Annotated in this window: 26 protein-coding genes; 7 read left to right on the forward strand and 19 right to left on the reverse strand. The window is 55.9% G+C overall.

Features of this window, described 5'->3' with window-relative positions; translation table 11 throughout:
• Positions 1-165: 165 nt before the first annotated feature.
• Genes Q0753_RS09715 through Q0753_RS09755 form a run of 9 tightly spaced genes read right to left on the reverse strand, consistent with a single transcriptional unit; the run spans position 166 to position 6,110 of the window.
• A complete protein-coding gene (locus Q0753_RS09715) occupies positions 166-966 on the reverse strand; it encodes a hypothetical protein (protein ID WP_298719918.1) in 801 nt (266 codons plus the stop codon).
• A complete protein-coding gene (locus tag Q0753_RS09720) occupies positions 963-1,841 on the reverse strand; it encodes a metal ABC transporter permease (protein WP_367179499.1) in 879 nt (292 codons plus the stop codon). The genes Q0753_RS09715 and Q0753_RS09720 overlap by 4 nt, the downstream gene beginning before the upstream one ends.
• Positions 1,841-2,536, reverse strand: a complete 696-nt coding sequence (locus tag Q0753_RS09725) for a metal ABC transporter ATP-binding protein (RefSeq protein ID WP_298719920.1) — start codon at positions 2,534-2,536, stop codon at positions 1,841-1,843. Before Q0753_RS09725 ends, Q0753_RS09720 begins: the two co-directional genes overlap by 1 nt.
• Positions 2,536-3,417: a zinc ABC transporter substrate-binding protein gene (locus Q0753_RS09730; protein ID WP_298719921.1), complete on the reverse strand. Its 882-nt coding sequence runs from the start codon at positions 3,415-3,417 to the stop codon at positions 2,536-2,538. The genes Q0753_RS09725 and Q0753_RS09730 overlap by 1 nt, the downstream gene beginning before the upstream one ends.
• Positions 3,414-3,884 (reverse strand): hypothetical protein, encoded by a 471-nt coding sequence (locus tag Q0753_RS09735; protein WP_298719923.1) that lies wholly within the window; start codon positions 3,882-3,884, stop codon positions 3,414-3,416. Before Q0753_RS09735 ends, Q0753_RS09730 begins: the two co-directional genes overlap by 4 nt.
• Positions 3,871-4,170: a hypothetical protein gene (locus tag Q0753_RS09740; protein WP_298719925.1), complete on the reverse strand. Its 300-nt coding sequence runs from the start codon at positions 4,168-4,170 to the stop codon at positions 3,871-3,873. The genes Q0753_RS09735 and Q0753_RS09740 overlap by 14 nt, the downstream gene beginning before the upstream one ends.
• 11 nt (positions 4,171-4,181) lie before the next feature.
• Positions 4,182-4,991 (reverse strand): DUF4198 domain-containing protein, encoded by an 810-nt coding sequence (locus Q0753_RS09745; protein WP_298719927.1) that lies wholly within the window; start codon positions 4,989-4,991, stop codon positions 4,182-4,184.
• Position 4,992: 1 nt separating this feature from the next.
• Positions 4,993-5,472 (reverse strand): DUF2271 domain-containing protein, encoded by a 480-nt coding sequence (locus Q0753_RS09750; protein WP_298719928.1) that lies wholly within the window; start codon positions 5,470-5,472, stop codon positions 4,993-4,995.
• Positions 5,473-5,489: 17 nt separating this feature from the next.
• Positions 5,490-6,110: a PepSY-associated TM helix domain-containing protein gene (locus tag Q0753_RS09755; protein WP_298719930.1), complete on the reverse strand. Its 621-nt coding sequence runs from the start codon at positions 6,108-6,110 to the stop codon at positions 5,490-5,492.
• A 378-nt stretch (positions 6,111-6,488) separates the two neighbouring features.
• Here Q0753_RS09755 and Q0753_RS09760 point away from each other — a divergent pair, with 378 nt between their 5' ends.
• From Q0753_RS09760 to Q0753_RS09785, 6 genes are all read left to right on the forward strand, one after another.
• A complete protein-coding gene (locus Q0753_RS09760; RefSeq protein ID WP_298719932.1) occupies positions 6,489-8,615 on the forward strand; it encodes a TonB-dependent receptor in 2,127 nt (708 codons plus the stop codon).
• Between the two features lie 203 nt (positions 8,616-8,818).
• Complete coding sequence (locus tag Q0753_RS09765) at positions 8,819-9,106, forward strand: flagellar biosynthesis protein FlgE (RefSeq protein WP_298719934.1); 288 nt, start codon at positions 8,819-8,821, stop codon at positions 9,104-9,106.
• Between the two features lies 1 nt (position 9,107).
• The gene (locus Q0753_RS09770; RefSeq protein WP_298719936.1) at positions 9,108-10,016 is read left to right on the forward strand and encodes a putative metalloprotease CJM1_0395 family protein; all 909 of its coding nucleotides are present in this window, start codon (positions 9,108-9,110) and stop codon (positions 10,014-10,016) included.
• Positions 10,017-10,120: 104 nt separating this feature from the next.
• Positions 10,121-10,621, forward strand: a complete 501-nt coding sequence (locus Q0753_RS09775; protein WP_298720018.1) for a M48 family metallopeptidase — start codon at positions 10,121-10,123, stop codon at positions 10,619-10,621.
• 109 nt (positions 10,622-10,730) lie between these two features.
• Positions 10,731-11,342, forward strand: a complete 612-nt coding sequence (locus tag Q0753_RS09780; protein ID WP_298719937.1) for a c-type cytochrome — start codon at positions 10,731-10,733, stop codon at positions 11,340-11,342.
• Positions 11,342-12,415 carry a c-type cytochrome gene (locus tag Q0753_RS09785; protein ID WP_298719938.1) on the forward strand — a complete coding sequence of 358 codons (1,074 nt, stop codon included), beginning with the start codon at positions 11,342-11,344 and terminating at the stop codon, positions 12,413-12,415. Before Q0753_RS09780 ends, Q0753_RS09785 begins: the two co-directional genes overlap by 1 nt.
• A gap of 70 nt (positions 12,416-12,485) precedes the next feature.
• On the opposite strand, the gene Q0753_RS09790 is transcribed toward Q0753_RS09785, so the two are convergent.
• From Q0753_RS09790 to Q0753_RS09825, 8 genes are all read right to left on the reverse strand, one after another.
• Positions 12,486-13,478: a hypothetical protein gene (locus Q0753_RS09790; RefSeq protein ID WP_298719939.1), complete on the reverse strand. Its 993-nt coding sequence runs from the start codon at positions 13,476-13,478 to the stop codon at positions 12,486-12,488.
• A 2-nt stretch (positions 13,479-13,480) separates the two neighbouring features.
• Positions 13,481-14,719: a VpsR-related response regulator gene (locus Q0753_RS09795; protein WP_298719940.1), complete on the reverse strand. Its 1,239-nt coding sequence runs from the start codon at positions 14,717-14,719 to the stop codon at positions 13,481-13,483.
• 164 nt (positions 14,720-14,883) lie between these two features.
• Positions 14,884-15,339, reverse strand: a complete 456-nt coding sequence (locus Q0753_RS09800) for a hypothetical protein (RefSeq protein WP_298719941.1) — start codon at positions 15,337-15,339, stop codon at positions 14,884-14,886.
• A 26-nt stretch (positions 15,340-15,365) separates the two neighbouring features.
• Positions 15,366-16,040, reverse strand: coding sequence for a C39 family peptidase (locus tag Q0753_RS09805; protein WP_298719942.1), 675 nt, complete (start codon positions 16,038-16,040; stop codon positions 15,366-15,368).
• A 1-nt stretch (position 16,041) separates the two neighbouring features.
• Positions 16,042-16,365, reverse strand: a complete 324-nt coding sequence (locus Q0753_RS09810; RefSeq protein WP_298719943.1) for a hypothetical protein — start codon at positions 16,363-16,365, stop codon at positions 16,042-16,044.
• Between the two features lie 44 nt (positions 16,366-16,409).
• On the reverse strand, positions 16,410-17,273 hold the full coding sequence (locus Q0753_RS09815) for a hypothetical protein (RefSeq protein WP_298719944.1): 864 nt from the start codon (positions 17,271-17,273) through the stop codon (positions 16,410-16,412).
• Between the two features lie 492 nt (positions 17,274-17,765).
• Positions 17,766-19,067, reverse strand: a complete 1,302-nt coding sequence (locus Q0753_RS09820) for a mechanosensitive ion channel domain-containing protein (protein WP_298719946.1) — start codon at positions 19,065-19,067, stop codon at positions 17,766-17,768.
• A gap of 58 nt (positions 19,068-19,125) precedes the next feature.
• Positions 19,126-19,809 (reverse strand): glutathione S-transferase, encoded by a 684-nt coding sequence (locus tag Q0753_RS09825; RefSeq protein WP_298719948.1) that lies wholly within the window; start codon positions 19,807-19,809, stop codon positions 19,126-19,128.
• Between the two features lie 270 nt (positions 19,810-20,079).
• Between Q0753_RS09825 and Q0753_RS09830 the strand changes: the two genes are divergently transcribed.
• Positions 20,080-21,543, forward strand: a complete 1,464-nt coding sequence (locus Q0753_RS09830) for a DUF3360 family protein (RefSeq protein ID WP_298719950.1) — start codon at positions 20,080-20,082, stop codon at positions 21,541-21,543.
• 95 nt (positions 21,544-21,638) lie between these two features.
• Here Q0753_RS09830 and sbcC read toward each other — a convergent pair whose 3' ends face one another.
• Both sbcC and sbcD read right to left on the reverse strand, forming a co-directional pair.
• Positions 21,639-25,049 carry an exonuclease subunit SbcC gene (gene sbcC, locus Q0753_RS09835; protein WP_298719952.1) on the reverse strand — a complete coding sequence of 1,137 codons (3,411 nt, stop codon included), beginning with the start codon at positions 25,047-25,049 and terminating at the stop codon, positions 21,639-21,641.
• Positions 25,046-26,257 (reverse strand): exonuclease subunit SbcD, encoded by a 1,212-nt coding sequence (gene sbcD, locus Q0753_RS09840; protein ID WP_298719953.1) that lies wholly within the window; start codon positions 26,255-26,257, stop codon positions 25,046-25,048. Before sbcD ends, sbcC begins: the two co-directional genes overlap by 4 nt.
• Positions 26,258-26,329 lie beyond the last annotated feature (72 nt).

Below are 26,329 nucleotides of genomic sequence, written 5' to 3' on the forward strand. Positions count from 1 at the left end.
ATTTATAAAATCCAATTGCAGGGATATGTCGTTGCAAAAAACGGAACAGATTGAAGAAAGAAAAACGGGGTTTTGATACAGATAAAAACACGTCAGCGACGCGATGTAGAGCAACCGGTCATGGCTCCCGCACGGGAGCCATGAAAGCAGAGATAAGGTTGTTGCTTACCGCCTTGCCAGCGCCTGCTTCAGCCCCCTGCTCTGGGCATTCAGCCAGGCGACGAGATCCCCCTGAGCCGGGCGGGCAAGCGGGTTAAGTTGCCAGACTCGGCCCTGCCCCTTGTCGGCACTGAGCAGCAAATCCGCCTCGTCGGCATGCACCAGCGGTAGCGCCAGTCCCATGGCCAACGGCATCAGTCGCTCATCGTCCGTGGCCAGGGTACCGATATCGGCGTTCAGCAGCAGCTCGTCGATATCGATGGCATGCTGCTGAATCTGCCGCTGCAATAACCGCCGGTTGTCCTCTATCCGTTCGGCCTGATCCGGCCACAACCGACTCACATCCCGGGCCGCCACATTGGTCATCAGCAGCAGGTTGTTGAAGTCGAGCCAGAAGTAACCGGGCGTATCCAGATCCGGTCTCAGAGTGACCTGGGCTCCGCCCGGTGCCAACTCTCGGGCCACATCCACCGGCACCACCCGAATATCGGCCTTGCGCAGCAACGGATACAGGCCGAGATCCGGCCATACCGACTCAATGGTCAGCAACGCAGCCGCCGATGGCAGCTTGCCGGCATCGGCCTTGCTCAACCAGCCGGGAATGCGGTTTACCGGCAGTCGCCGGGGCGGCAGATACACAGCTTCGATACCGGTGCCTTTCAACAGTGACAGGCCGAGAGCATGCAGCACGGGCACGGCACTGACCAGCCTGACAGCAGCGGATGCCTGCGGCCGCTCAAGCGCATGGTCGGCGGCCTGAGCGACCGGTGGCAGACACAACAGCAGCAGAATAAAGAGTCGTTTCATTCCATTTTTCTCCAGCGGCGCACTCCCAGTGCCAGCACAAAGCCGGCGGAGGCGATAATGACGATGGCCGCACCAGAGGGTATCGGCAGAGTCCCGGCCATCGGCAGCAGAATACCGAACAGACAGCTCAGGGTAGAAAACAGCACCGACAGCCAGAAGAACTGGCGTCCGTTACGGCTGATCATGCGGGCAGTAGTGGCGGGAATAAGCAGCAGCGCGCCGACCAGGATGGCCCCCACCACCTTCACCGAGGCCACCGTTACCAGTGTGATCAGCATAATGAACAGGTAGTCGTACAGCCGCACCCTTATACCCCGGGTGCGCGCCAGTTCCGGCGATAAACTGGCCAGCAGCGCCCGGTTGGCGCCTCTTGCCAGCAGTACCAGCGCCAGCACGGTAATGATCGCCAGTATCAGAATATCGACGTCTTTCACCGTCAGAATCGAGCCGAACAACACATTTTCCAGAATGTGTACATTCACCCGCTTGGCCACATACAGCAGCAGTGCGGCGCCCAGCGCGATGGCGAAAGAGAGAAACACCCCAACCAATGCGTCATAGGGCACCTGGGTACGACTCTTTACCCAATGCAGCAACAGGGCAAAAATCATGCAGAAGCAGAACAGTCCCACCAGTGGCTGCGTGGCCGGTTCACCCAGCAGAATGCCGATGGCCACACCGGTGAGCGCACCGTGCCCCACCGCCTCGGAGAAAAAGGCCAGTCGCTTGACCACCACCAGCGGCCCCAGCGCCCCCAGCAGCGGCCCTATCAGCAGCGCCGCCACCAGGGCGTTGGTGAGAAAGGCATACTGAAACATCTCGGGCAGCCAGCCATCCTGATAGAGCGCAAATACGCCCTGGCGCAGAGTTTCCATCAGGCACAGGCCTCCAGTTTGGGTGGCGCGTATTCCTGCAGCAACTGGTCCGGCCGACCGTGAGCCTTGAGGCCGCCATCGATCAGCCAGACTTCATCGGCAAAGCGACGCACCCAGTTCATGTCGTGGTGGATCACCAGCAGGGTGGTGCCGAGGCCTTTCAAGCGGGCGATTTCGCCGTTGATCAGCGACTCGGCATCATGATCCAGTCCGGTCATCGGTTCATCCAGAAACCAGAGACTGCTTTCCCGCTCCAGCGCCTGTGCAAACAGCAGACGCTGACGCTCGCCCCCCGACAGCTGGCCCAGCCGCAGTTGCAGTTTGTCTTCCAGCCCGACCCGCGCCAGCAACTGCACAATACGCTCTCGGCAACGCCGACGACTGAAACCGAACAAGGGCCGCCGACTCAGGGTCGAGAGCATGAATTCTTCGATGGTAATCGGCAGTGACGGCTCAAACTGGGCCTGCTGGGGCACATAGGCCACGGGGCCGGCCCGCTCCGGCCAGTTGCGCACTATGTCTCCCTGGTGCGGTAACAGCCCCAGCAGGCATTTCATCAGTGACGACTTGCCGGCGCCGTTGGGCCCGATAATGGCATGCAGTCGCCCGCCGTCCATGTTGGCCGACAGCGGTGCCAGTATGTCGATTCGGTTCAGGCTCAGCGCCAGCCGGTTCAGGGTGATGCCGGGTCCCATCAGGCTGCTCCGCTGGCAAAGCGCAATGCCTGTACCAGCGTCTGCAGGTTGTGTTCCATCTCGCGACTGACCAGTTGCGGGTCATAGTCGCCAAAGGTCATGTGCGAAAAGTGGTAAATGCGAATGCCGGTGGCCTGCTCTATGGTCTCGACGTAGCGGTTGGCCATGTCCAGCTCGGTGAACAGCACATGAATGTTGGCATCCCTGATGCGCTCTATGGTCTTTTGCAGCTGACTGGCACTGGGCTCAACCCCGTGGGCCGGCTCGATCACCGTATCGATACCGATGCCGAATTCCTGCAACAGATATCCGTAGGCGTTGTGGGTGCTGGCAATACGGATACCGGACAAGTCCAGCTCCAGCAGCTGGCGCCGATAGCGGTTCTTGAGTGCTCTCAGCTCCCGGCCATAGGCCAGCGCATTGGCCTGAAAATAATCGGCGTTGTCCGGATCCAGCTTGCCCAGCTCGCGGGCGATGGTATACAGCTGTCGAATGGCGGCATCGATCGAGACAAAGGTATGCGGGTTGTAGTTGTTGTCGCCATGGCCGCTGGTCAACAACGGCAGATCCTGGTTGGCCGGGATCAGGGTGAGATTGGGCAGCTCGAGTCCCTGCAGAGCATGCATGGCAAACTCGTCATGGCCGATGCCGTTCAGCACCAGCGCATCCATTTCCAGCAGCCGCTGCAGATCGGACGGCTGCAGTTCATAGCTGTGCGGGTTGAAACCGCTTTCAATCAGCGGCAGCACTTCGCCCCTGTCGCCCAGCACCTTGCTGACATAACTGTAGTAAGGATGCAGGGTAATACCCACCATCAGCGGTTTGGCCGAGGCATTAAAGGCCAACAGCAGGCCGGTACAGAGCAGTAGCCAGTTTTTCATCGGGATTTATCCATTCGTGTCCAGTGAGCCAGGTCGTGACAGTGGTGCGGCGGTTTGCCGTCGGGGTGATAAAACAGCCCTCCTTCCGGCGCCAGCCAGAGCGCAAAAGCCGCCCCGGTGGTGGGCTCGGTGGTGGCATAACAGGCCGCCTCCGGCTGTTGCCAGCGCAACCCGGCGCGGTCGAAAGGCGGCACACCGGCACCGGTCAGCTGTGCCGGTGTGGGCCAGGGCTTTCCATCGGGAGTCATGAAGCGGATCTCCTCGCCGGCGATGGCCAGCTCGGTAAGCAGCCGACTGTCTTGTGTATTAAGGCCGGTGTGAGGCGGGGCCGCCGGTGCGGCCTGCTGGCGCCAGAGCAGGCCGAAGACGCCGGTCAGCAACACCAGCACCAGAGTCAGCATGACCCAGCGGGTTTCTTCCCGACCGTTGTCGGGCAATACCCGTTCACAGGATTCAGAGCTCGACATAATCGAATTCCGCCGGTTGCTCATGGCCGACGTCGAACTGAATGTAGAACTCCAGCTCGCTCCAGGGGAAGCGCACTTCGGAGCGGGCGTCGGCCTTGGCCCGGGCGATTTCCTCATCGTCGTAGCTGTACATCACCACCTCGGCGCCGGTGCCCAGGGTGCCGTCGCTGTAGCCGACCCGGCAGTCCACACTCTCGCCGTCACGACTGCAGTCCATTACCGGGTAGTGCGCCAACGCCGGGGCTGACAGCCCCAGCCCCGCACACAACAGCAGAGCTCGCAACATGGGTTTTCTCCTTATTCGGGCATGGCTTCAAAGGTAAGCAGATAGCTGACCCTGGCCTGATCGGCCAGCGGGCTGTCGATGGGCCGGCTCAGGCTGGTGCTCAGCAGATGTGGTCCGCCCTCTGCGGGGGTAAAGTGCACTTCACCGTTTTCGTCGGTCACCAGCTCGGTCTGCTGGCGGGAGTCACGATATGCGGTGCCACTGGGAACGACCTCTACCTTGAGATCCGCCACCGGCTTACCGTCGAAGGTGAAACGAAACGCGGCTTCTTCTCCGGCAACGATGTCACTGGGATGAGTCAGGGCATCCAGCTCGAAGCCTTTGCCGGTCGCGGTCAGCACCTCGCGGGTGGGTGCCTGCTTGGTCACGTAAAAGGCGCTGATGCGCTGCGTGGCGTAGGTGGTCACCTCACGGGCAGCCGCAGGCAGTTGATCCTGCACTTCGCTCTTGCTGCCGAAGATGCGCCGCTGAGTGTTGCGCTTACCCACCACATAGTGGGTGACATAGCGCTCGGGGGTACGCAGCTCCACCTTGTAGGTGCCGCTGCCGGTCAGCTCCAGATCGAACACGCTGCGGCGGTGCCCCTTGAAGTAGGCACCAAGGCGTCCGGGTTCGTTGGCCGGGTTGTAAATGGTGACTTCATCGAGTCCTACGGGCTTGTCGAAGCTGAACACGCCATGGGAGGCGGTGGCATCCACGGTGATCCACTTGGCGTCTTCGGTAGACAGGCTGAATTCGCTGGGCAACATCCACAACGGATGGGCAACGGCGTTACCGGCCAGCATGGCCAGCCCGGCAAGAGAGGAAGTCCAGATTTTCACGTTATGGTGCTCCTGTGCTGATAATGATGTCGCCCAGTTCTTCGGTGGGCTTGAGGTGATAGCGGGCGGCTTTCGCCCCCAGCTGAATACGCTGACGAACCAGACTGCGGCTGCCGTGCTCGCGAGACGCTTCCACATTAATGATGTATATGCCCGGCGCCACCGGCTGTCCGCTCTGATCGGTACCATCCCAGCTCAGCTGATATTGTCCCGGTTTGCGGGTGGCCGAGGTCACTGCATCCAGCTCGCCGCCGTCATAACGGCCGGCTTTGCGCCACCAGCGACGCATGTCTTTCAGCCAGTCGTCTTCCTTACTCCACACCGCCAGGGTGTTAACGGACTTTTGTCGGGCGTCTTCCACCCACACCGCCACATAGGGACGGTATTGGGTACCGCCGGGCAGCGTGAGCGTGATGTCGACTTCCCGGGCTTGCGCCTGGGTGCAACCCAGCAGCAACAATGCCAGCAATGATTTTTTCATCCGTGCTTCTCCTGCACTTAAAACACCATCCAGACATAGATACCGGCCATCAGCACGGCTCCCAGTCCGGTTAACGACAGCATGCGACCCCGTCGGCGCCGCATGGGCAGTACCAGCCAGAAGCCGGTCAGGGTAAACAGCAGCATCACGACCGCCGAAGCATCGATAAACCAGCTCCATCCCGCGCCGCTATTACGCCCCATATGCAAATCGTTGAGCGCCGCCATCCAGCCGTAATGCTGCTCTTCGATAAGCACCGTTTCATCTTCCAGACTAACCTCCACCAGGCTGTAGCCCCCCGGACGCTTGATATCAATCAGCAGCAGCGCCTCGTCGGCAGACCAGTCGAAACGCACTTCCCCACCGGCCAGCTGTTGTTCTTGCTGCAACCACTGCCAGACCTGGGCGGCGGCGAGTAGCGAGTCCTGCTGCCACAGTGCTGTGGTGGCGAGTGGCTCGGGCAAAATCACTTCAATGCTCTTTTCCGGTGTCGGTACCGGCAGCCACTGCCGGTTATTCAGCGTCAGTCCGGTCAGGGTGAAAAACAGCATGATGGCCAGCATCAGCATAGAGCTGTAGGTATGCACCGGGCGCACCCAGCGCGGCACCGGCCCGGGCCGAGAAGATTTGATCGACATAAAACAGGGCAGCTCCGTACCGCTGGCAAGATAAAAACGCCGAGATAGTGATGAAAATGATAATCGTTGTCAACTGCATTTAAGTGTCCATATCTTGTTCTTCATCCCGATCGCAATGCGGCTGAAAATCAAAAAAAGCACACACAAATAGACTAAAAAACTGATTAATAATGTTTTTTTGGATTTGTTTTTCATGAAAGCTGCTGCTTCCCGCCTTCCGGATCGGCATTCCGACCCACTGTTCCACTTTATGGAACAGTGGGTTCCATAAACTTCTCTCCCGATTTGATACAGATAGCCTTAGAATATCGCCCCTCATGATAATGGATGTCATTTGTCTTTGTATTATCAGCCTATATCCCTACTCGGAGAGTTGAAATGTCCCTGCCCAAGACCACCCACCTTGCCAGCGCCATATCCATGGTCTTGTTGAATGCCGCTCTGGTGGCGCCGGCACAGTCACAAACACATGCACTCGATACCGTGGTGGTCAGTGCCGCCGGTTTTGAGCAAGACATGAAAGATGCACCGGCCAGCATTACGGTGGTGACGCGAAAGCAGCTGGAAAGCAAGCGGGTATCCAATATCGCCGAGGCGCTGAAGGATGTTGAAGGCGTTGATGTGGGCGGTCAGGTTGGTAAAACAGGCGGCATGAATATCAGCATGCGTGGCATGCCCAGTACCTACACCCTGATTCTGATTGATGGTCGTCGTCAAAATACTGCGGGTAACGTTACTCCTAACGGCTTTGGCGACACCGCCACTAGTTTCATTCCACCGGTGTCGGCCATCGAGCGCATCGAGGTCATCCGTGGCCCCATGTCTACCCTGTACGGTTCGGACGCCATGGGCGGAGTCATCAACATCATTACCCGCAAGGTAGGCCAGGAGTGGAACGGCTCCCTGACTCTGGAAAGTACACTGCAGCAAGATGATGAATTTGGTAACAGCAATGCCACCAGCCTGTATGCGAGCGGCCCCTTGATTGAAGACCGGCTCGGCCTGCAGGTACGCGGCAAGCTGTTTAACCGCAACGCCTCCGACCTCACCTTCAAGGACACCAACGGCGATACCATGGAAGTCAGCAAGCGAGGTCCAAGCCCGGTTGAAGGCGAAAACTATAATATCGGTTCTCGACTTACCCTGACCCCGAATGATGACCACGAACTCTGGCTGGATGGAGAGATAAGCCGCCAGCGTTACAACAATGACGAGGCCCAGTTGGGCACCCTTGATATTCCAGGCGGCACGGCGCGGGGTTATTCCGATGAACTGCGCTTTGAACGGGAGCAAATTGCGCTCGGTCACAAGGGACGCTTCAACATCGGCACCCTGGAATCCAGCCTGATGCAGAACTCCACCGAAACGCTGGGCCGTACCATCCCCGGTAATCAGGCGGGGCAGTCTTTTCCCGGCTTTCCCGACATGATTGTCGGCAGCGCCCGCGAACTGAACACCACCAACTGGGTACTGGACAGCAAACTGGTCTCGGAATTGGGTGACAGCCATATAGTGACCCTGGGCGGTCAGTATTGGGATGCGGAAATGACCGACGGACTGGCCGGCGAAACCTTCGAGCAAACCACCTGGGCATTGTTCACCGAAGACGAGTGGATGTTACGAGACGACCTGTTTCTCACCCTGGGCGCACGCTACGACCGGCACGATGCCTTCGGCGGTCATGTCAGCCCGCGGGCCTACCTGGTGTGGAACACGACCGATAACTGGACTCTAAAGGGCGGCATCAGCCGTGGCTATAAAACCCCCGAGCTCAACCAGTTACATGACGGCATCAATGGTATTACCGGCCAGGGAACCGTGATCACCATCGGCAACCCCGATCTGCAGCCGGAGACCAGTACCAGCACCGAAATTGCGGCCCACTACGACAACCTGGCCGGCTTTACTGCGGGCATTACCCTGTTTTATAACCAGTTTGAAGACAAACTCGCGGACGGACCGGATATAGCCGTTAGCGGCCATGACAGTATTCCCGATGGCATCTACGCCCAGACCGTCAATATCGACGAAGCCATCACCCGGGGGGTGGAGCTGGCTGCCCGGCTGCCCCTGGCCACCGACTGGAATCTGAAAACCAGCTATACCTTTACCGACAGCGAACAAAAAAGCGGTAGCGAGCAGGGGCAACCGCTTACCGACACGCCAAAACACATGCTCAATGCCACCCTTAACTGGCAGGCAACGGAACAGTTCAATGCCTGGTTGTCCGGCGAATACCGCAGCGAACGTTTTCGCGCCCGTGAACGCTCGCGGGGGGAGGCTTCTTTCGATGATTTAGGCGACTTCAAGGCATATACCTTGTTCAACCTCGGCGGCAACTATCAGGTATCGGACAGGGTTGCGCTCAACGCCACTATCTATAACCTGCTCGACAAGGATTTTATCGATTACCGCCCCTTCGATAACGGCAGCAGCTACGGTAATACCTACGCCAACATAGAAGAAGGTCGTCGGCTCTGGTTATCAACCAACATCAGTTTCTGATTATTATCTTTTCCGGCGGCCTGCTCAGGCCGCCTTTTGGTTTATGCGGAGGTATGCCGCCGCTCTCGCCGACCTTTCTTCCGCATCGCCGACCCCGTTAGCTGAAGGCCGGGTCAACAGTCTAAACGGCCAAGGTCGCTTTCAATTATGGTCGTTATGGTGAATAATTAAACGTCCTGAATGAAGCCTATCCGCGAGGTTCGATGAACATTCAATCTGCCTACTCTACCGGTTTGCAAGGCTATCAGCGCGCCGCCGACAGCGTGACCGAAGCCTCGGTCAATATCAGCCGGCAAAATATCAATCAGCTGAACAATGCATCCCGGGTTAATCCCGAGGTCAATCCGGATCAGTTCGTGGATGCCAGCAAGCCGTCCGGCACCGACCATCTCGTTCAGCTACAGCAGGCCGAGCTTCACGCCCAGGCCAACGTCAACAGCATCAAGAGTGCCGATGAAATGCTCGGCACCCTGATCGATATTCGGGTGTAACATGCAGCTTGGTACTTCACTCCCCGAGTTTTCGGCCTTTGCCGCGCCGCCTCTCCTGCGCCAGGTTGAACAGGCTAACGACCGGCGCGCGCCCATTGCTCCCGCCGAAGCCACGGATAGCTTTACCTCATCGGATCGTCGGCAGCAGGATACCTCGCCCGAACTGTACGATCGCTTTGGCCGTTCCCGCAGTGATGACGCGGCACAAGCCGGTCAAGAGCCGAAAATGACCACTGGCGAGCAGCCCGCCAATGGCGAAACCCAGGCCTTGGCCGGAGCAGAGGCACAGGCCGAAGCCGACACCACCAAGGAAACGGCGGAAGAACAGGCCGAGAAGGCCGCCGCCGAACAAGACGATGAGGGGCTGTCGCCCGAGCAGGAAGAACAATTGCGCGCGCTGCAGCTGAGGGATCGGGAAGTACGGTTGCACGAGCAGCAGCACGCCGGAGTCGGTGGCCAGCATGCGGGCGCGCCCAGCTATGAATACGAAACCGGCCCGGATGGCAAACAATATGCCGTAGAGGGCGAGGTGCAGATAGACCTGTCCCCCGTCGCCGACGATCCGCGTGCCACCATCGACAAGATGCAACAGATAAAGGCGGCAGCACTGGCGCCCGCCGAGCCCTCGCAAGCCGACAAGAACGCCGCCGCCCGTGCCGATCAGTACATCCGCGAAGCTCAGGCCGAATTGCAGCAGCCAGCATCAACAGAGGCCAAAACCAATGCCGCCGGTCGCCATACCGAAGCGTCCAGGCACGCTCAGAGTGCCGACTCGGCATCGGCAACAGCCTTGCCACCGGCGCAAGTCACGGCAACGGCAGATCCGATGGTGGTCAGAAATCAGGTGATTGCCGGCGTGTACGGCAAGGCCGCACAAGCCGAATCCCGCAGCCTGCTCAACCTGGCCTGAAGCTTGTTGAACTCCCCTTGATCGCTTTACCGCCTCGGGAGGGGCGGACAAACCGCCACCGGCATTTTATAATGAGCCTCGATTTATACGACGCGAGGCTCGGCGTGCACTCCCTGAAATACCTGACCGGTTACCCGGAATCCATTCAACGCCAGGCTGGTGAGCTGGTCGACAGCGGTCGGCTCGGAGCTTATCTTGAACGCAAGTATCCCTCCCGGCATGCCATTCAGAATGACAAGACGCTGTATGGCTATATCAATGAACTGAAAAATCAGTATCTACGCAAAAGCCCGCCACTCAGCCAGGTGCGCTACGACAGCAAGCTAAATGTACTCAAACAAGCCCTTGGCATGCACAGCTACCAATCACGGGTACAGGGCAGCAAGCTCAAGGCGCATAACAGCATCACGGTGGCTGCACTATTCAAGGAGGCACCGCCGGAGTTTCTGCGCATGATAGTGGTACATGAGCTGGCGCACTTTAAGGAAAAAGAGCACAACAAGGCGTTCTACCAACTATGCTGCCATATGGAACCTGACTATCACCAGCTGGAGCTGGATACCCGGCTGTGGTTGCAGTGGCGGGAGCAGCAGCGAGAACCTTAAGTTCTTCTGTTAAAAGATAAATCCATCATGGTTATGTGGAATATACGTATATCTCCCCACGCGGCTCACTCCTAGAATATGTATCAAGCATAACCTCGGGATTACCACCATGAAAAAATCGCTATTGCTGGCCAGCGCACTGGCCATGAATATGTTACCCGCCGTCGCCGACATGCCGCCTCAGGCGGCGGTATGTGTCAGCTGTCACCAGGCCAGCGGGCTCGGCATGCCGAACCTCGCCCCCTCCATTGCCGGCATGCCGGCGCCCTATCTGGCTGCGCAGTTGCAGCATTTCAAAGCCGGTGAGCGCCAGAATCCACTGATGCAACCGATGGCCATGATGCTGGACGATGCCGGTATCAAAGCCACCAGCGAATGGTTTGCCAGCCTGCCGCTTGAATTGCCCGAGGAGCCCGCTTTTCGCGGCCAGAAGTCACCTCAAGACATGACCGGCGGAGAGAAGCTGGCTTATCAGGGTGACTGGCAGCGCGATTTACCCAGCTGTGTGGCTTGCCACGGCCCGGAAGGCGTTGGCGTGGGTGACAGCTTTCCCCGTCTGGCCGGTCAGCATGCCGATTATATCGAGAGCCAGCTCAAGGCCTGGCAGACCGGTACTCGCAGTGGCGACACCCACGGCCTGATGGGGTCGGTGGCCAATAAACTGACGACGGAAGAAATTACCGCCGTTGCCAGCTATTTCGCCGGCGTGGGAGCAAAATAATGATGAAACTCTCTTCTTCCCTGTTACTCGGCCTGTCGCTGGCATCCATCGGCTCGGCTCAGGCAGTCGGCTCTGCCCAGGCCGCCCACCCCGGCAAACTGGCCGTTCAGGATGAACTGCCGGTCGGCAAGGCCGCCAGCGAGCACCCGCTTCCTCCCGACTGGGACAAGCTGCCGGCCGGTGAATTGGGTGAAAAAATCATTCGCGGCTATCGGTATTTCGTCGATAGCCAATCTCTGAGCCCCCGGTTCGTGGGCAACGGCCTCAACTGCATCAACTGCCATATGGATGCCGGTAAAAAAGAGAACGCCGCTCCTCTGTGGGCCGCCTATATGAGCTATCCGGCGTTCCGCAAGAAAAACAACAAGATCAACGACTATCAGGAACGGCTCCAGGGCTGCTTCATGTATTCCATGAACGGCACCCCGCCCGCACTCGGCGACTCGGTCTTGGTAGACTTGTCCGCCTACGCCTATTGGCTGGCGCAGGGCACTCTGACCGGTGAAAGCTTCGATCCGTCCGCCATGGTCATTCCGAACGATGCGGACCTGCTCAAGGGCGGCAAACGCGACGATTTTCCCTTCATGCAGTCCTACCTCGACGCCGGTGGCAGCAAAGAGCCGGCGTTGCCCGGTCGCGGTTATCCCAAGATAGATGAACCGGAGCAGGCTCCGGACATCGCCCGCGGCAAGGCGGTTTATGAGCAGGAATGTTCTGTGTGCCACGGCGCCAATGGCGAAGGCCAGCAGGTAAACGATCGTTATGTGTTCCCGCCGCTGTGGGGCCCGCACACCTATAACTGGGGTGCCGGCATGCAGCGCGTTAACACCGCCGCCTACTTCATCAAGCGCAACATGCCGCTGGGCCAGCCCGGCAAACTGACCGATCAGCAGGCCTGGGACGTGGCCATGTATCTGGATACCCGGGAACGTCCGCAGGACCCTCGTAATCACGGCGATCTGGAAAAGACCCGCGAACAATACCACGGTGGCAACAGCTACTACGGCACCGAAGTGGAAGGACGGATACTGGGTACCGAAAGTTACCCCAACCATCCGAACAAGCCCCGGTAATACGAGCAGCTAAATGAAAAGGGCCGACGGCCCTTTTCTTATTTGTTCACTATTCTTTTTAAGATTCATATCAAAACATAATAGGCATACCAAAATTCAGCTGCACATCTGGTGCATCTTCCGTTAGGCCGGCCTGTAAACTCATGTTCACTGATGTCTTATCATTGATCGCCAAAGAAAAACCAGTAGTCAAACTATCCAGCTGCAGTACCTCACCCGACTTGTTGCCGTTTACCGATGATTCAAAAACGGTTCTGTGGTTAAAGCCAAGGCTGAAGGAGAGGCGATTATTGACGGCAAAGCCCATCCCCATCCCCAGGAAGAAGCTGTCACCTAGATCATACTTATCATTACCACCTTCACCATTACTGGAATCAATATCCACGCCCGCATCCGCTTCCATATTCCAGGTATATCCCCCCGTAGCAAACAGTACGGCCGGATCAAGCGGATATATCATGGTAAGACTGGGCTCAAGCGCCCATGCCCCTGAACCAGTCGCCGGCTCTTCATAAATACCATTCGCATCGAGCGTTTGATCAAATGGCGACTCACCAGTATCAGACTTGATTCTTAGACCACCAATCCAGAAAGGGGCTGATTCCAGGTTAAATTGATACCGTATGGCCGCTTCAATATCTCCTAAACCGCCGCCATCAGGGGTGAAAGTTCTGGTTTCATCTCCATTATTTCCAGCCCCAGGGATTCGCTTGGTAATAGAGTCATGACGATAAACGAAAGGCGCTCTTAGCTCCAGCTCGATTCGATTGGTCAGTCCATAACGTGCAGCCAGAGCCCAGGTAAAGGTCGTCAGGTCCGCATCTTCAGCCTCTATAATACCTACAAGAAGAGCAGGTACTTGAGTGAAGCCTAGAATAGAAATTCGATTAGATGTATTTTGTGAGTAACTAAAAGAGGGTTCAATTTCAAAACTGCCTTTAGGCGTCATCAATCCCTGAGTTTCAAGGGCGCTGGCCACGGTATCAACAACCTGTCTGTCCTGCGCCTCAGCTGTAACCGCCATGGAAAGCAGCAAGCCGGCAGATAGTATCCTTTTTTTCATTTTTATCTCCTGATTCCATATCTTGCTATCAATCGATGCAATGACGCCCTGGAAATACAGAGCAGCTCGGCAGCTCTTCCTGGTCTACCCGACACCAGATTAAGCACCCTCTTTATAGCCAGTGACTCCGCTTCCTCCCTTGCCTGCTTCAGGCTAAAATTGCTATGATCTTCAAGAGAAACATCTCTTTTCAAATCCATCATTTCTGAATTTAGGTAACCCTCCTCACAACGCGACACTCCTGCGGCTACTTTTTCCATCAATTCAGTAACATTACCAGGCCAGTCATAGTCAAATATAGCCATTTCAGCATCACTGGAAAAACCTAAAATTCTTTTCCCCTGTTCCCTGCTGAACTTATAAAGATAATGTTTTGCCAACAAAACCTTGTCATGCCCTCTACTTCTTAAGGGTGGTACATTTATCCATTTATTTTTTAACAGCAGAGAAAAATCGGAAACAAACAACTCGGCATCGACCACTTCATCACGACTCAACCCGCAACCGAAAATAATTTCGCTACTACTCACCTCATTTTTTAGAAAACTGCAGACTTTAAGTTGAAGGTGTTGTGGCAACTCTTCGATATGACCAACATATAGACACACAGTTTTCAACTCACATATTGAAGCAAGGCTATCAAACATTGACATATAATCATTGTGTTCGGTACGACTTTTATCCAGCTCTACAAATTGTAGCCCTTTCAACTGTGCCCACCTTTCAGCAATCAGTCGCTTTCCTGTACCCTCTTCACCGGAAAGTGTTATATCACCACTTGCACAACCATGCATTTCTTGTAAGGCATGTTGAAAACTATCATGGCGCCCTATAATTTCCCCCCGTTGAAATGACAGGCTCAAATTACTTTTAAGCTTTGTCATTCCATAAGCTCGCCCGATGGTAATAAATAATTTCTCTTCAGATATAGGAGTCGTGTGATAGTCATAACAGTGAGCAGCCACAAAAAGCTGCCATTCCTTTCTAAACAACTGTTTTTTTGAAATTACTGCTATCCAGGACACCCCCTTGTAGCTATTCAACCAACATTCCAACTTGTAATCGGGTTTCTCTGCACCATTACAGTCGATAATTCCAATTGGTACTTCAGAGCTTTCAAGATACAAGCCTGCCGCTTCCAGATTTTTATATCTTATTAAAGACCAGTCAGAGTGCTGATTACCCAACACTCTTAAGCCAGAAGAATACTGAAGAACCAAGATCTCCCTTTCTGAGGTCATCTTGCACCACCACCTTCATCATCCAATGATGCTTATAACTGTAGAACAGAATCCGGCATCGACAACAAAGACAACAATGAATAATTATAAGTACATGAAAAATATAAAAAATAAAAACGACGAGTAGTATAACCTTCTCGTCGTTTTTACATGATGTTTTAACGTCAATACCCTGCCTGCCTTACGGCATCACGAACTCGGCTTGATATTCTCTGACTTTCTCTATATGTATTGATATTTACAGGCGTGACGACATCTATACGTAAATTAACATCAGTTCTGATAGAATCACCTGCGTTTTCCACTATGTAACCCAACTTACCATTTCCGAGCAAAGGTGTAATCTTCAAACCATCAGCACCAGGAATATTACTTATTACGGAAGGATACAAACTATTTCTATCCATGTTAAACATGTTACTAAAAAAAACATGTTTACCATTCACCAATGCCTCCATCTTCAACCCTATTGAATAGTTTGCACCAGGTAAGGAAAAGCCACCCCGCTGTTGCTCTAACACGCTTTCCGACAAGACTGGCGTATTATCAAGAGAAACGTCATAACTTTTCGAAAAGGCTATAGCAGGAAAGATCAACACGGTTACTATCAGCCATTTCATAACACTACCTCGCTAGAGAATAAAATTCAGTAATCATACTCAGACGGCAACATTAAATCCGTCAAATGTGGAAGCCTCTGTATCAGTGCCATTCTCGATGGTGCACTTGGTGCTGAATGCTCCCAATCTTCTCTTTGATTAAAGCTGGCCTTTGCAAGTTCAGTCTTATCCCTGATGAAAAGAAAGATACCATTACTGCTTTTATCGAAGTCCTTTCCTTCCATTATATGTAACCCCATAGAAGGATCACCTACAAGAACCTTATTATCCTTCATACCTTTAACCACTACAAAGTGGTTATATCCATTGTAATTAACCAAAGCTATAGAGGGTATCCCCAACTTTGCTATATCATCTCTTTTTAATCTATACCCGTCGGCCTTCACTCCTCGTCTGGCTAGAAAATTTTTCATATCCAGCATGGAAAAGCCTTTTGTTTCTATTTTTTCCTCATCCCCAAACTTGAACATCTCCTCGAAAATAGCAGCTTCAGTATACGGCATATTATAATGATGAGTAAGTAAAGAAGCCAAGGCTGCAGAACCGCAGCTAAAATCATATTTCTGCTTAACAACCTCACCAAATTTAATTTCACCAAAACTCTTGACCGGCACCCTAAGGTGCCCCCCTCCCGCTCCAGGCAAGTTCAATGCAAAACTTATCACTGGAAAGAACAATAAAAGTAATAATGATTTTTTCATATCATTTAGCCGACATTATGTTAACGGATGTACTCATATTGGTAATGTTATTATTACCTGACGACAGGTTAATCATAATAATACCATTGGAACCAGACAAGGCTCCGGTTGATACATTATTAGCGCCTGTCAGTACTATAGCCCCAGACATATCATTCCCTGCGATAAGTCCTCCCTGTCCCGTTATATTGTCTTGATCAACCAGATTAGCCATACCTCTGCTATCATCCAGCAGTGCATTGTCGGCAACAGGTAGCATATCCAAGTCTTGACCGGCAAAGATAGAAACACTAAAAAAAGCCGATAACAATATCACCCTTTTCATATTCCCTCCTGGAAATAAGCCAGCCCGAAGGCTGGCATAAAAGGTTAGAACTGCATGCTAGCATTTACGTTAACACTCTGCTGTCCCATGGCACTATGACCGGAAATACCCTGGTATGTAGTAATACCATGGGTTGCCGCACTATTACCCACAGTATTATTACCGGACCTGATTTGAGAAACAGAGTAAACAGCCACATTCGCATTAGCCGTAGCTGCCTGATCCAAATCCTGGTCTGGCATCAAACCTGCCATACCAAGACCTGAGCCGGCACCAGCACCAGCACCAGCACCCTGGCCAACACCCAAGCCATCGCCATCGTTAGAGCCATGACCAAAACTCAGGCCCAACCAGCTCAGTCCCAGCCCATTGCCACCATCACCGCCTTCACCATTACCAAAACCTACACCAACACCCAAACCTAAGCCCAAGCCTAAGCCCGCACCAAGGTTGGCACTTTTCTGGCCTGCATGGGCCATATTGTCATTGTAGGCATCAGCATAGGCAGATACATATGATTTGGACTTGGTGTCACCGGTATAACCCATTTGATAAGTTGTATTGTATTGCTTGTTTATTTTATACTCTTTATTTATTTTATAATAATTTGTATATGTTTTGGTGTAATCCAAATCATAAGTCATGGTACTGGAATAGCTATCGTAATCCAGTACAGTACTACGATCGTTTGCCTGATTTCCTTTACCGTTGCTGTTGTGACTACCATCGTCAGTGTGTGTAGTTACGGTACTGGGATCACTGCCATAACCGTCATCATAACCACCGCCATGACCACCGCCATAACCGCCGCCATAACCGCCGCCACCCCAGCCATTAGCCGCTGCACCAAACGAAGCACCTACCGACAGAGCCACCAATACCGCCAATGTTTTCTTTTGCATAGACATAATAAATTCCCTCTTCTTTCATCTTTGTGCATTTAATTATTCCGCCATCCATATAATAAATCCTGGGCGGGTTCAGGGTTTCGTCTTAACCCTGAGTTAAAGGTTAGCCGAGGCAAACAGATGAGATGTATCAAAAATAAATTATGACAAACCTCTTTGATATATATCTCATTTAAAAAACAAAAATAATGAATATCATGTCTCAAATTTAAGACGCGACACCAAAATTTAGAGGGAGTGGATTCATAGGAAACTATTTAAGTATAGAGACATTAAAAGGACAAAATTAAAATATTGATAAATATAACTTTTTCAACTTTCAAGGTACTTACGTTACATCATAAGGAATCAATCGAACCTTATACGGCTAGCGTCAGCTGTCGAATTTTATGACTAATTTGAAATAAAGAAAGGCGAAATACTTTATCTTGTTTATACTCAGGATGACATAAAAAAAGGGCTAATTGGCCCTTTTTTATTTGTTGCCAAGTTTCATCCTGCCTGGCGAATACCTTTCTGCTCGGCTTCTACTGCTGGTTCACGCCCCAAGGATCGCATGTCGTACCCTGTGGGTACCTGGTGCGCCCGCAAATCGAATTCCTGCAACACTGCAAAGACATGATCGAAGATATCACTTTGAATACCCTCGTATTTAACCCAGCTGGTGGTGTTGGTAAAGGCGTAGATTTCCATCGGTATGCCGTTAGCCGTTGGTTCGAGCTGGCGCACCATCAGCGTCATCTGCTGATGGATGTCGGGGTGATGTTTCAGAAACACATCGAGGTAGGCACGAAAGGTACCCAGGTTGGTCAGCCGCCGGCCATTGACCGGTGACGACAGATCCAGTTGCTGCTCGCTGTTATAGCGACTGACTTCCTGTATCTTCAGATCCAGATAAGGAGCCAGCAAATGCGCGCGTTGCAGACGGCGTACATCTTCTTCATCCAGAAAACGCACACTGCTGCTGTCTATAAGCAGGCTGCGCTTGATACGCCGTCCGCCCGACTCACTCATGCCACGCCAGTTCTTGAAAGAGTCGGAGATCAACGCATAGGTAGGAATGGTGGTAATGGTGTTGTCCCAGTTTTGTACCTTGACCGTGGTCAGCCCAATGTCGATCACTGCGCCATCGGCGCCATATTTGGACATCTCCAGCCAGTCCCCCACCGACAGCATGTCGTTGGCCGACAGCTGAATACCGGCCACCAGGCCCAGAATCGGGTCCTTGAACACCAGCATCAATACCGCCGTCATGGCGCCCAGCCCACTGAGCAGGATCAGCGGTGACTTGCCGATCATAGTCGAGATGATCAGCAGGCCGATAAAGATACTGGCGATCAGCTTCACGCTCTGAAAAATCCCCCGAAACGGAAAGTTCCGCATGGCCGGTTTCTGCTTGAATATGTCCAGCAGTGCATCGAGCAACGAAAACAGCGACAGCAGGCCGTAGAGCAGGATCCACAGATTGGTCATCGTCTGCAGAACCGGTAACAGTACCGAACTGCTGCTCAGCCAGAGTCCGGCCTGAATATAAATGATGATCCCCTGCAGGGTCAGCGCCAGCCGGTTGAACAGCTTGCGCTCAAAAAACGCCTGCCGCCAAACCTGGCGGGCAATTCTGGCCCGGCTGCCCACCCAGGTCAGTACAACCCGATGCAGAATGAAATGAATCGCTACCGATATAATACCAATCAACAACAGCACGGCCGCGGTATAGGCCAGCGCCGAGTATTCCGGAATATAGGCTTTAAGCCAGGGCATGATCAGCCCCTTCAGATCCTTTACCTCATCCATCCTGGTTTCCCGTTCACTAACAGTCAGGCCGACATGCTAAAGGCTAATAGCAGCACTATCAAACCTCCGCTTTGGGCCCGTAAAGATAGGGCCCACCCGCCTCGAGCGCCTTCAGGTAGGCAGGCCGGGCCTGCAAGGCAGAGACATAAGCCCGTAGTCGGGGATAGCTGTCGGCCAGTTCGCTCCGGTGCATGGCGGCTTCCAGCGGAAAGCTCATCTGAATATCGGCCGCACCGAAAGCATCACCGGCAAACCAGTCATGACAGGCCAGGTGATCGGCCACAAAGTTCAGGTGGGTTTTTATTTGCTTGTGCAGAAACGCCTTGTCCACTCCCGCCACAATTTTATTGACGATGGGCCGAACAAAAAACGGCACCGGCGCCTGCTGCACCTTGTCGAACACATGACGCATCAGCAGCGGCGGCATCAAGGATCCTTCCGCGTAGTGCAGCCAGTACACATAATCCCACCAGTCGGGAGTATTCATGGCCGGTAACAGGGTCTGCCGGCCATAGGTCTGCGCCAGATAATCGATAATGGCGCCGGACTCGGCCAGGGTAATGTCGCCGTCGGTCAGTACCGGCGCCTTGCCGAGCGGATGCACCCGCCGCAGGCTGTCGGGTGCCAGCTGCGAGTCGGCGTCGCGCTGGTAATGCTTGATCTCGTAGTCCTGGCCCAGCTCTTCCAGCATCCAGAGGATGCGCTGGGAACGGGAATTGTTCAGATGATGCAGCTGTATCACGTCATGTCTCCCTTGAAATAATTCATTCTCGCAGAGCCGCAGAACGAATGAGCAAAACGATAACACAGGGGGATGTCGGCTGGCTTTTCCGCATTCTTGACCGGTCTGGCATAGCGACTACCCGCGATGAATCACACGGCGTCATGCTCCTGACCACTCTCATCCGGCACGGGATATTAAGACTTATGTCGAATATAACAAAGTGATAACAAGTCATATGATGAACCCCGCAATGACACCATTGAGATGGTTACCATCAAGGAGACGCCCGTGTCACAACCCAACAACCCGAGTTATCGCGATCAGCGCAAGCCGCGTCGCGACTTTGACAGCCGTGCCGCCTATCTGGAGCACGAACTAACGATCATGGCGCCCAAGCGCTGGCGTATCAACCTGCCGTTTAAAGACTACAGCTTCGAGCTGGAAGATCTGGTGCCGGCCCTCGCCGCCACCATCGGTAAAATCGTGATGGTCGCCGCCGTGGTGGCCGCCTTCGCCGGTCCCCTGGGGCTGTCCGATGCCTTCGTGGTGGAAAACGTCCGCTTCGAAATGCTGATTGCCGCCATTTTGTTCGTTATTCTGTTTTCCGGATTTATCAACCCGACCGCCAACCTGGCCGGCACACACGGCCCCATGATTCCGCTTATCCCGCTGATCGTTGCCTCCGGTGGTCACCCGCTGGCGCTGGGGCTCCTGGTCGGGCTGTTCGGTTTGCTGCTCAGTATTACCAAAGGCGGCAGTAAGCTGATGGCACTGACCAGTGACGGGGTGCGTGGTGGCCTGCTGATTTATCTCGGCGCCGTGGGGCTTCTCAGCCAGATCAAGGCACTCACCGCCTGGGCCAATGGTATCGATATGGGCTATGTGGCGTTTGTGGTCATCCTCAGCACCATTATCATGTATGCGCTGCTGGCCCGACTGGAAATGCGCTGGCTGTCCATTCCACTCGGCTCCGGCATCGCCTTTATCATTGCCATCGCCCTGGGTGCGCCGTTCGAGTTTGTGACCGAGCCCGGCATGCCGCACCTGAGCCCTTCTTACTGGTGGGGTGAAAATACCGGCTGGCAGATGGGTTGGCCCGAGTTTCATCACTTCATCAGCGTGGCTCCCTTCGCCGTACTGGCTGTCGCCATGTGGTCACCCGATTTCATGGGTCACCGGGTATTTCAGGAACTGAACTACCCGAAAAAGGCCACCAAGGTACTGATGAACGTGGATGACACCATGGGTATCGCCTCGGTTCGTCAGGCCGTCGGTAGCGTACTTGGTGGGGGTAATCTGGCGTCTTCTTGGGGTACTTACATGATTCCCGCCGCCATCGCCAAGCGCCCCATTCCGGCCGGTGCCGTGCTGACCGGTATCATGTGTATCATCGCCGCCCTCTGGGGTTACCCGATGGATCTGGCGGTATGGGCACCGGTACTGCGCGTGGCACTGATTGTGGGTGTATTCATGCCGCTGCTGGAAGCCGGCATGCAGATGACCCGCAACACCACCAGCAGCCAGTCTGCCGGTATCGTGGTGTTCGCCTCTGCCTTCGTTAACCCGGTGTTCGGCTGGTCCATGACCATGCTGCTCGACAACCTGGGCCTGATTGGTGACAAGGAACGCGGCAAGACACTGCGCCGCACCGATCGCTGGGTGATCCCCGGTATCACCTTCGTCATTCTGCTGGGCATCATGGCCGCGGTAGGCATGCTGCCGGGGATTCCGGCGCTGATCACCGCAGAATAACTCCCTGTAAGGGGTGAAGGGTAAGGCGTGAGGAGACGCCTCACTCTTTACTCCTCACCCCTCACCCCTTACCCCTTCCCCCTTATCCTTACTCTTTACCCCTCACTGTTAAAAGCAAATTCCGGCGCCAGCCGGCTCAGCCCCAGGCCCTGGCTCTTGCTCAGCTTGATCTGCACCGGCACCCGTTCCTTCAGCGCCTCGATATGACTGATGATCCCGATCATCTTGCCACTGGCATTGAGCGCATCCAGCGCATCCAGCGCCACCTCCAGCGTCTCGGCATCCAGGGTGCCGAAGCCCTCGTCCAGAAACAGCGAGTCGATGCGGGTCTTGCTGCTGACCAGATCCGATAGCGCCAACGCCAGCGCCAGACTGACCAGAAAGCTCTCGCCGCCGGACAGGGTCTGGGTATCGCGCGCCACGTCGGCCTGCCAGGTGTCGATCACCGACAGCTCGAGCTCCCCCCCAGTCTTGCGCCCCAGCCGGTAGCGACCGTGCAGTCGCACCAGCCGCTGATTGGCCAGCTGCACCAGATGGTCCAGGGTCAAGCCCTGGGCGAAACGGCGATACTTGGCGCCGTCCGCCGAGCCGATCAGGCTGTTAAGCTGTTCCCAAAGCTGCAGTTGCTGCCGTTGTGCCGCTATATCGGCAAACAGCGCCCGCTGCTGCTCCCTTTGCTGTCGATCCCGGTCCAGCCGCTCTCCGAGTCCGCCCAAACGTTGCAGCAAATCGCTCTCTGCCTGCTGCAGCTCGGTAACCCGGCTGGACAGCACGGCCAGGGCGTCGGGCCGGGGTTCGCCCAACCCTTGCCATTCCAACTCTGCCCGCTCCAGCAGGGTGCCGGCCCGTTCGAACCGCTGCCGCAGCTGTGCGATCTGCATTTCCAGTCGCTCCCGCTCGGCATCACTCAGCAGCGCTGCCATAAAGGCCGCTTCGTCGGCAAAGTCGCTTTGCGCCAACGCCTGCAGCCATTGACGCTGTCGTTCGCCGAGCTCGGCTTCCTGCTCCGCCAACTGATGTTGCAGTAACGCCAGTGTCGAGCTCTCTTTATGACACCCGGCCTCCAGCGTCGGCAGCCGGGCTTCCAGCTTGGCGACCGCCTCCTGTGGCTCGACCGTGGTAACGCCTTCCCGTTCCGCCAGTCCCAGCGTCTGCCAGCGTCGTTGCCACTGCTGCACCAGTATGTCGGCTTGTCGCTGATCCGCCGTCCGCCGCTGCCGTTGTTCCGCCAGTTGCTGCCAGTGCTGTTGCTGACGCTGCCAGTCTTGCCATTGCCGCTCGGTTTGCTGCAGCCAGCCGGACCAGTCGGCAGGCGCCTCCCAACCGTGAGCGGCCAGCTCGGCGGCAAGCCGCTGTTGCGCATCGGCACTCTGTTGCCGACATTTCTGCAGTTCATCCTCAAGTTGCTGCAGCTGCTGCATCAGGCTCTGATCCTGTTGCTCCAGCAACTGCTGCCGGTGTGCGAGATCATTCACCTGCTGGCGAGCATTCCGCTGGTCCAGCTCGGCCCGGGCCAGCGCCTGTTTTGCGGCATCAAGCCGTTCTGCCAGTTGTTCCTGCTGCTGTAATTGCTGCCGACGTTGTGCCAGTTGTTCGGACCAGTCCACAGCAGTCATGGCCAGTTCCGTCAGCTGCTGCCGATGCCGAGCCCTCAACTCCTGATGCTGTTGGCTCAACTCGACCAGACGCTGCTCACCCTGCTCCAGTTTTAGCTTCTGCGCCAGCTGCCGGTGACCCAGCTCCTGACCCTGCTGCTCCAGCTCCTCACGCTGTTGTCGCTTCTCTGCCAGCTCGTTGGCGGTGCTGTCATCCAGCGCCTGGTAGGCCTCGATGGCCGGATGTGACTCACTGCCGCACAGGGGGCAGGCTTCTCCCGGCTGCAGCCGGACCCGGTGCTGCTCCAGATCCCGAATGCGTTGCTCCTGCGCCAGCAGCCTTTCCTTGTCGCGGATCAGCTCCTTGAGCTGGGCGTATTGCTGGCGAAACTGCTTGAGCTGCAGCTCGCCCTGCTGCCAGCGAGGCGTGAGCTCCGTCAGCTCTTCGGTCAACGATTGCTGTTCAGTCTGCAGTTGCTGCAGTAATTCCGCTCCCTGCTCCAGCGCCGACCACAACGGCTGCTGGCGATACAGGCTCTGCAGCCGACTGTGGAACGCGGCTTCTTCTTCACCATCCAGCAGTTGCGTTTGCGCCTGCTGCCGAGCCTGATGACGCTGCTGTGCCTGTACCAATGCCTCTGCAGCGTCTTTCTGCTCCCGGGCGAGCTGTTGCAACCGTGCTTCGGCCTGTTGCCGCTGCCGTTGGCTGTCTTGCCGTTTGGCTTGCAGGTTACCCAGCCGTTGCTGCGTGTCGGCCTGTTGCCCAATGCTTCCGCGCCAGCCCGCCAGCAGCTCTCCCAGCCGGGCACCGGCCGGGTTATTGGCCATGGCCTGTTCCAGCTGTTGCTGAGCGGCCTCCAGCTCTGTCTGTTGCCGCGCCAGCTCACCCTGATACTGGCGGCTGAACGCCAGTCCCTGCCAGCAAGTATCATTACGCTCATCCTCCAGCGCCGTCAGCCTTGTCTGCTGAGACGCCAGCTCCCCCACCAGGCTCTGCTTACGCTTGAGTCCCTGTTGAGCCTGCAGCCAGAGGGGATGCAGACGGGCCGCCGGCCCCGCCGCGTTCAGCCGGGCCTGCTCGGGGGCGGCCTGCTCCAACGCCATGTCCGCCTGTTGCCGCTCCTGCCGAGCGCTGACCAGTTGCTGTTCGCATCGGTCCCACTCCTCCCGGTGCTGCAGTGCCGTACGGGCCAGCTTTAACTCGCCCTGCCGCGCCTTCAGCTCCTGCCCGAGCCCGGTTTGTTGTTCGCTGATTTGCCGTCGATCTTCTTCAGTCAGCAACGCCATGCCTTCAGCCCTGGCCTCTCGCTGCGCCAGGGTGTTTTGCTGCTCGCGGGTCTGCTCGAACACCCGCCTGGAGATCTGGGCATAGATATCGGTGCCGGTCAGCTCTTCGAGCAGTTCGGCCCGCTCGTTGGCATTGGCGTGCAGAAAGGCGGCAAAGCCACCCTGGGCCAGCAGCATGGATTTGGTAAAACGGCCAAAATCCAGCCCACTCAGTTGTTCGGTCAGATTCAGCTTGTCGTTGATTTTGTTGGTGATAATCGTGCCATCGAGTCGGGCCAGCTCCACCTTGGGATTCTGCAGCTTGCCGTCCAGCTTGTCCCGGGAGCGCCGCTGGCTCCAGAAGGCGCGATAACCTTCCCCTTTGATCTCGAATTCCACCTCCGCCAGACAGTCGGCGGTATGGCGGGTCATCAGCTCGTTGCCACCGGCGGAAATGTTCTTCATGCGCGGCGTCTGGTGATAAAGCGCCAGACAGATGGCATCGAGCAGGGTGGTCTTGCCGGCGCCGGTAGGCCCGGTGATGGCAAACAGGCCGCTGTCACTGAACGGCGACCGGGTGAAGTCGATTTTCCACTCCCCTTTCAGGGAGTTCAGGTTTTTCAGGCGCAGGCTGAGGATCTTCATGCGGGTTCCTCCATCTGCAGCAACAGCTCACGGTACAGGCTACTCAACGCCTGCTGCCGCTCATCCTCTATTGGCTCCGGTGCCAGCCGTCGCTCGAACACCTCCGCCGGTGTCAGCTCGCTCAGGGTCACCCCCTGCTCGGCGGTCAGGCCGTCACGGCGCTGGGTGCGCTGCCGGCGCACCAGCAATATCTCCAGCGGCAGTCCTTCCGCCAGCTGCTCCACCCGCGGTTGCAGGTCGCTCAGGTAATCATCTTCACTTACCGTCACTTCCAGCCAGACCGGTACCTCATGGTCGGCGGCGAGCTGCTGCATCGCCTCCGCCAGTTGCTCCAGGTTACCGCTGACTCTGGCCAGAGGCTGAAATATCGGCACCGGCAGCGGGGTCACCGCCTGCAGGCCCTCACCACTCATCTCGACCAGCAAGACTTCCTTCTGCTGGCCGACTTCGTCGAAGCTGAGCGCGATGGGCGAGCCGCAATAGCGAATGTGCTCGTGGCCGCCCACCTTCTGTGGCCGGTGAATATGCCCCAGGGCAAGGTAGTCGACCGGCGGAAAGGCGCTGGCGGGAAAGGCGTCCAGGGTGCCGATGTAGATCTCCCGTACCGAGTCGCTGCTGCTGGCGCCCACCGTGGTGAGGTGGCCGGTGGCCACAATCGGCAATGGCGGCTCCGCCAGCCCGGCCTGCTGTTGCGCCAGTTCAAACAGTTGCCGGTAATGGTCGGCAATGGCCTGTTGCAGGGCCTGCTGCTTGTCGGCGGCACTCTGTCCGGCCTCGCTGGCCATCACCTCGCGGGCCCGAATGAAGGGCACGGCACACAGCACGGCACCGGGCCGGCCATCCCGCTCCGACAAGGTCAGTACCTGATGCTCAACGTCGTCCAGCATGCCGGGAATCACCTGCACGTTCAGGCAGCCCAACAAGGTGCGAGACTCGTTCAGCATGGCCACCGAGTCGTGATTACCGCCCAGAATCACCAGTTGGGCACCGGTGTGCTGCAGTTCGACAATAAAGCCGTTGTACAGCTCACGGGCATAGCTGGGCGGGGTGCCGGTGTCGAACACATCCCCCGCCACGACCACCGCCGCCACTTCATGTTCCTTTACCTGCTCGATCAGCCAGCGCAAAAAGGCCTGGTGTTCATCGAGGCGGGTTTTACCCATAAAATGCTGGCCAAGGTGCCAGTCGGAGGTGTGCAGTAGGCGCATAATGACTCTTGTGATTGACGGCGGTGACCGCTATTAGACCCGCTAAGCCGATGGCTGGCAAATCTCCCTTGG

It is taken from the genome of uncultured Oceanisphaera sp., from assembly GCF_947495715.1.
Classification (GTDB): Bacteria; Pseudomonadota; Gammaproteobacteria; order Enterobacterales; family Aeromonadaceae; genus Oceanimonas; species Oceanimonas sediminis.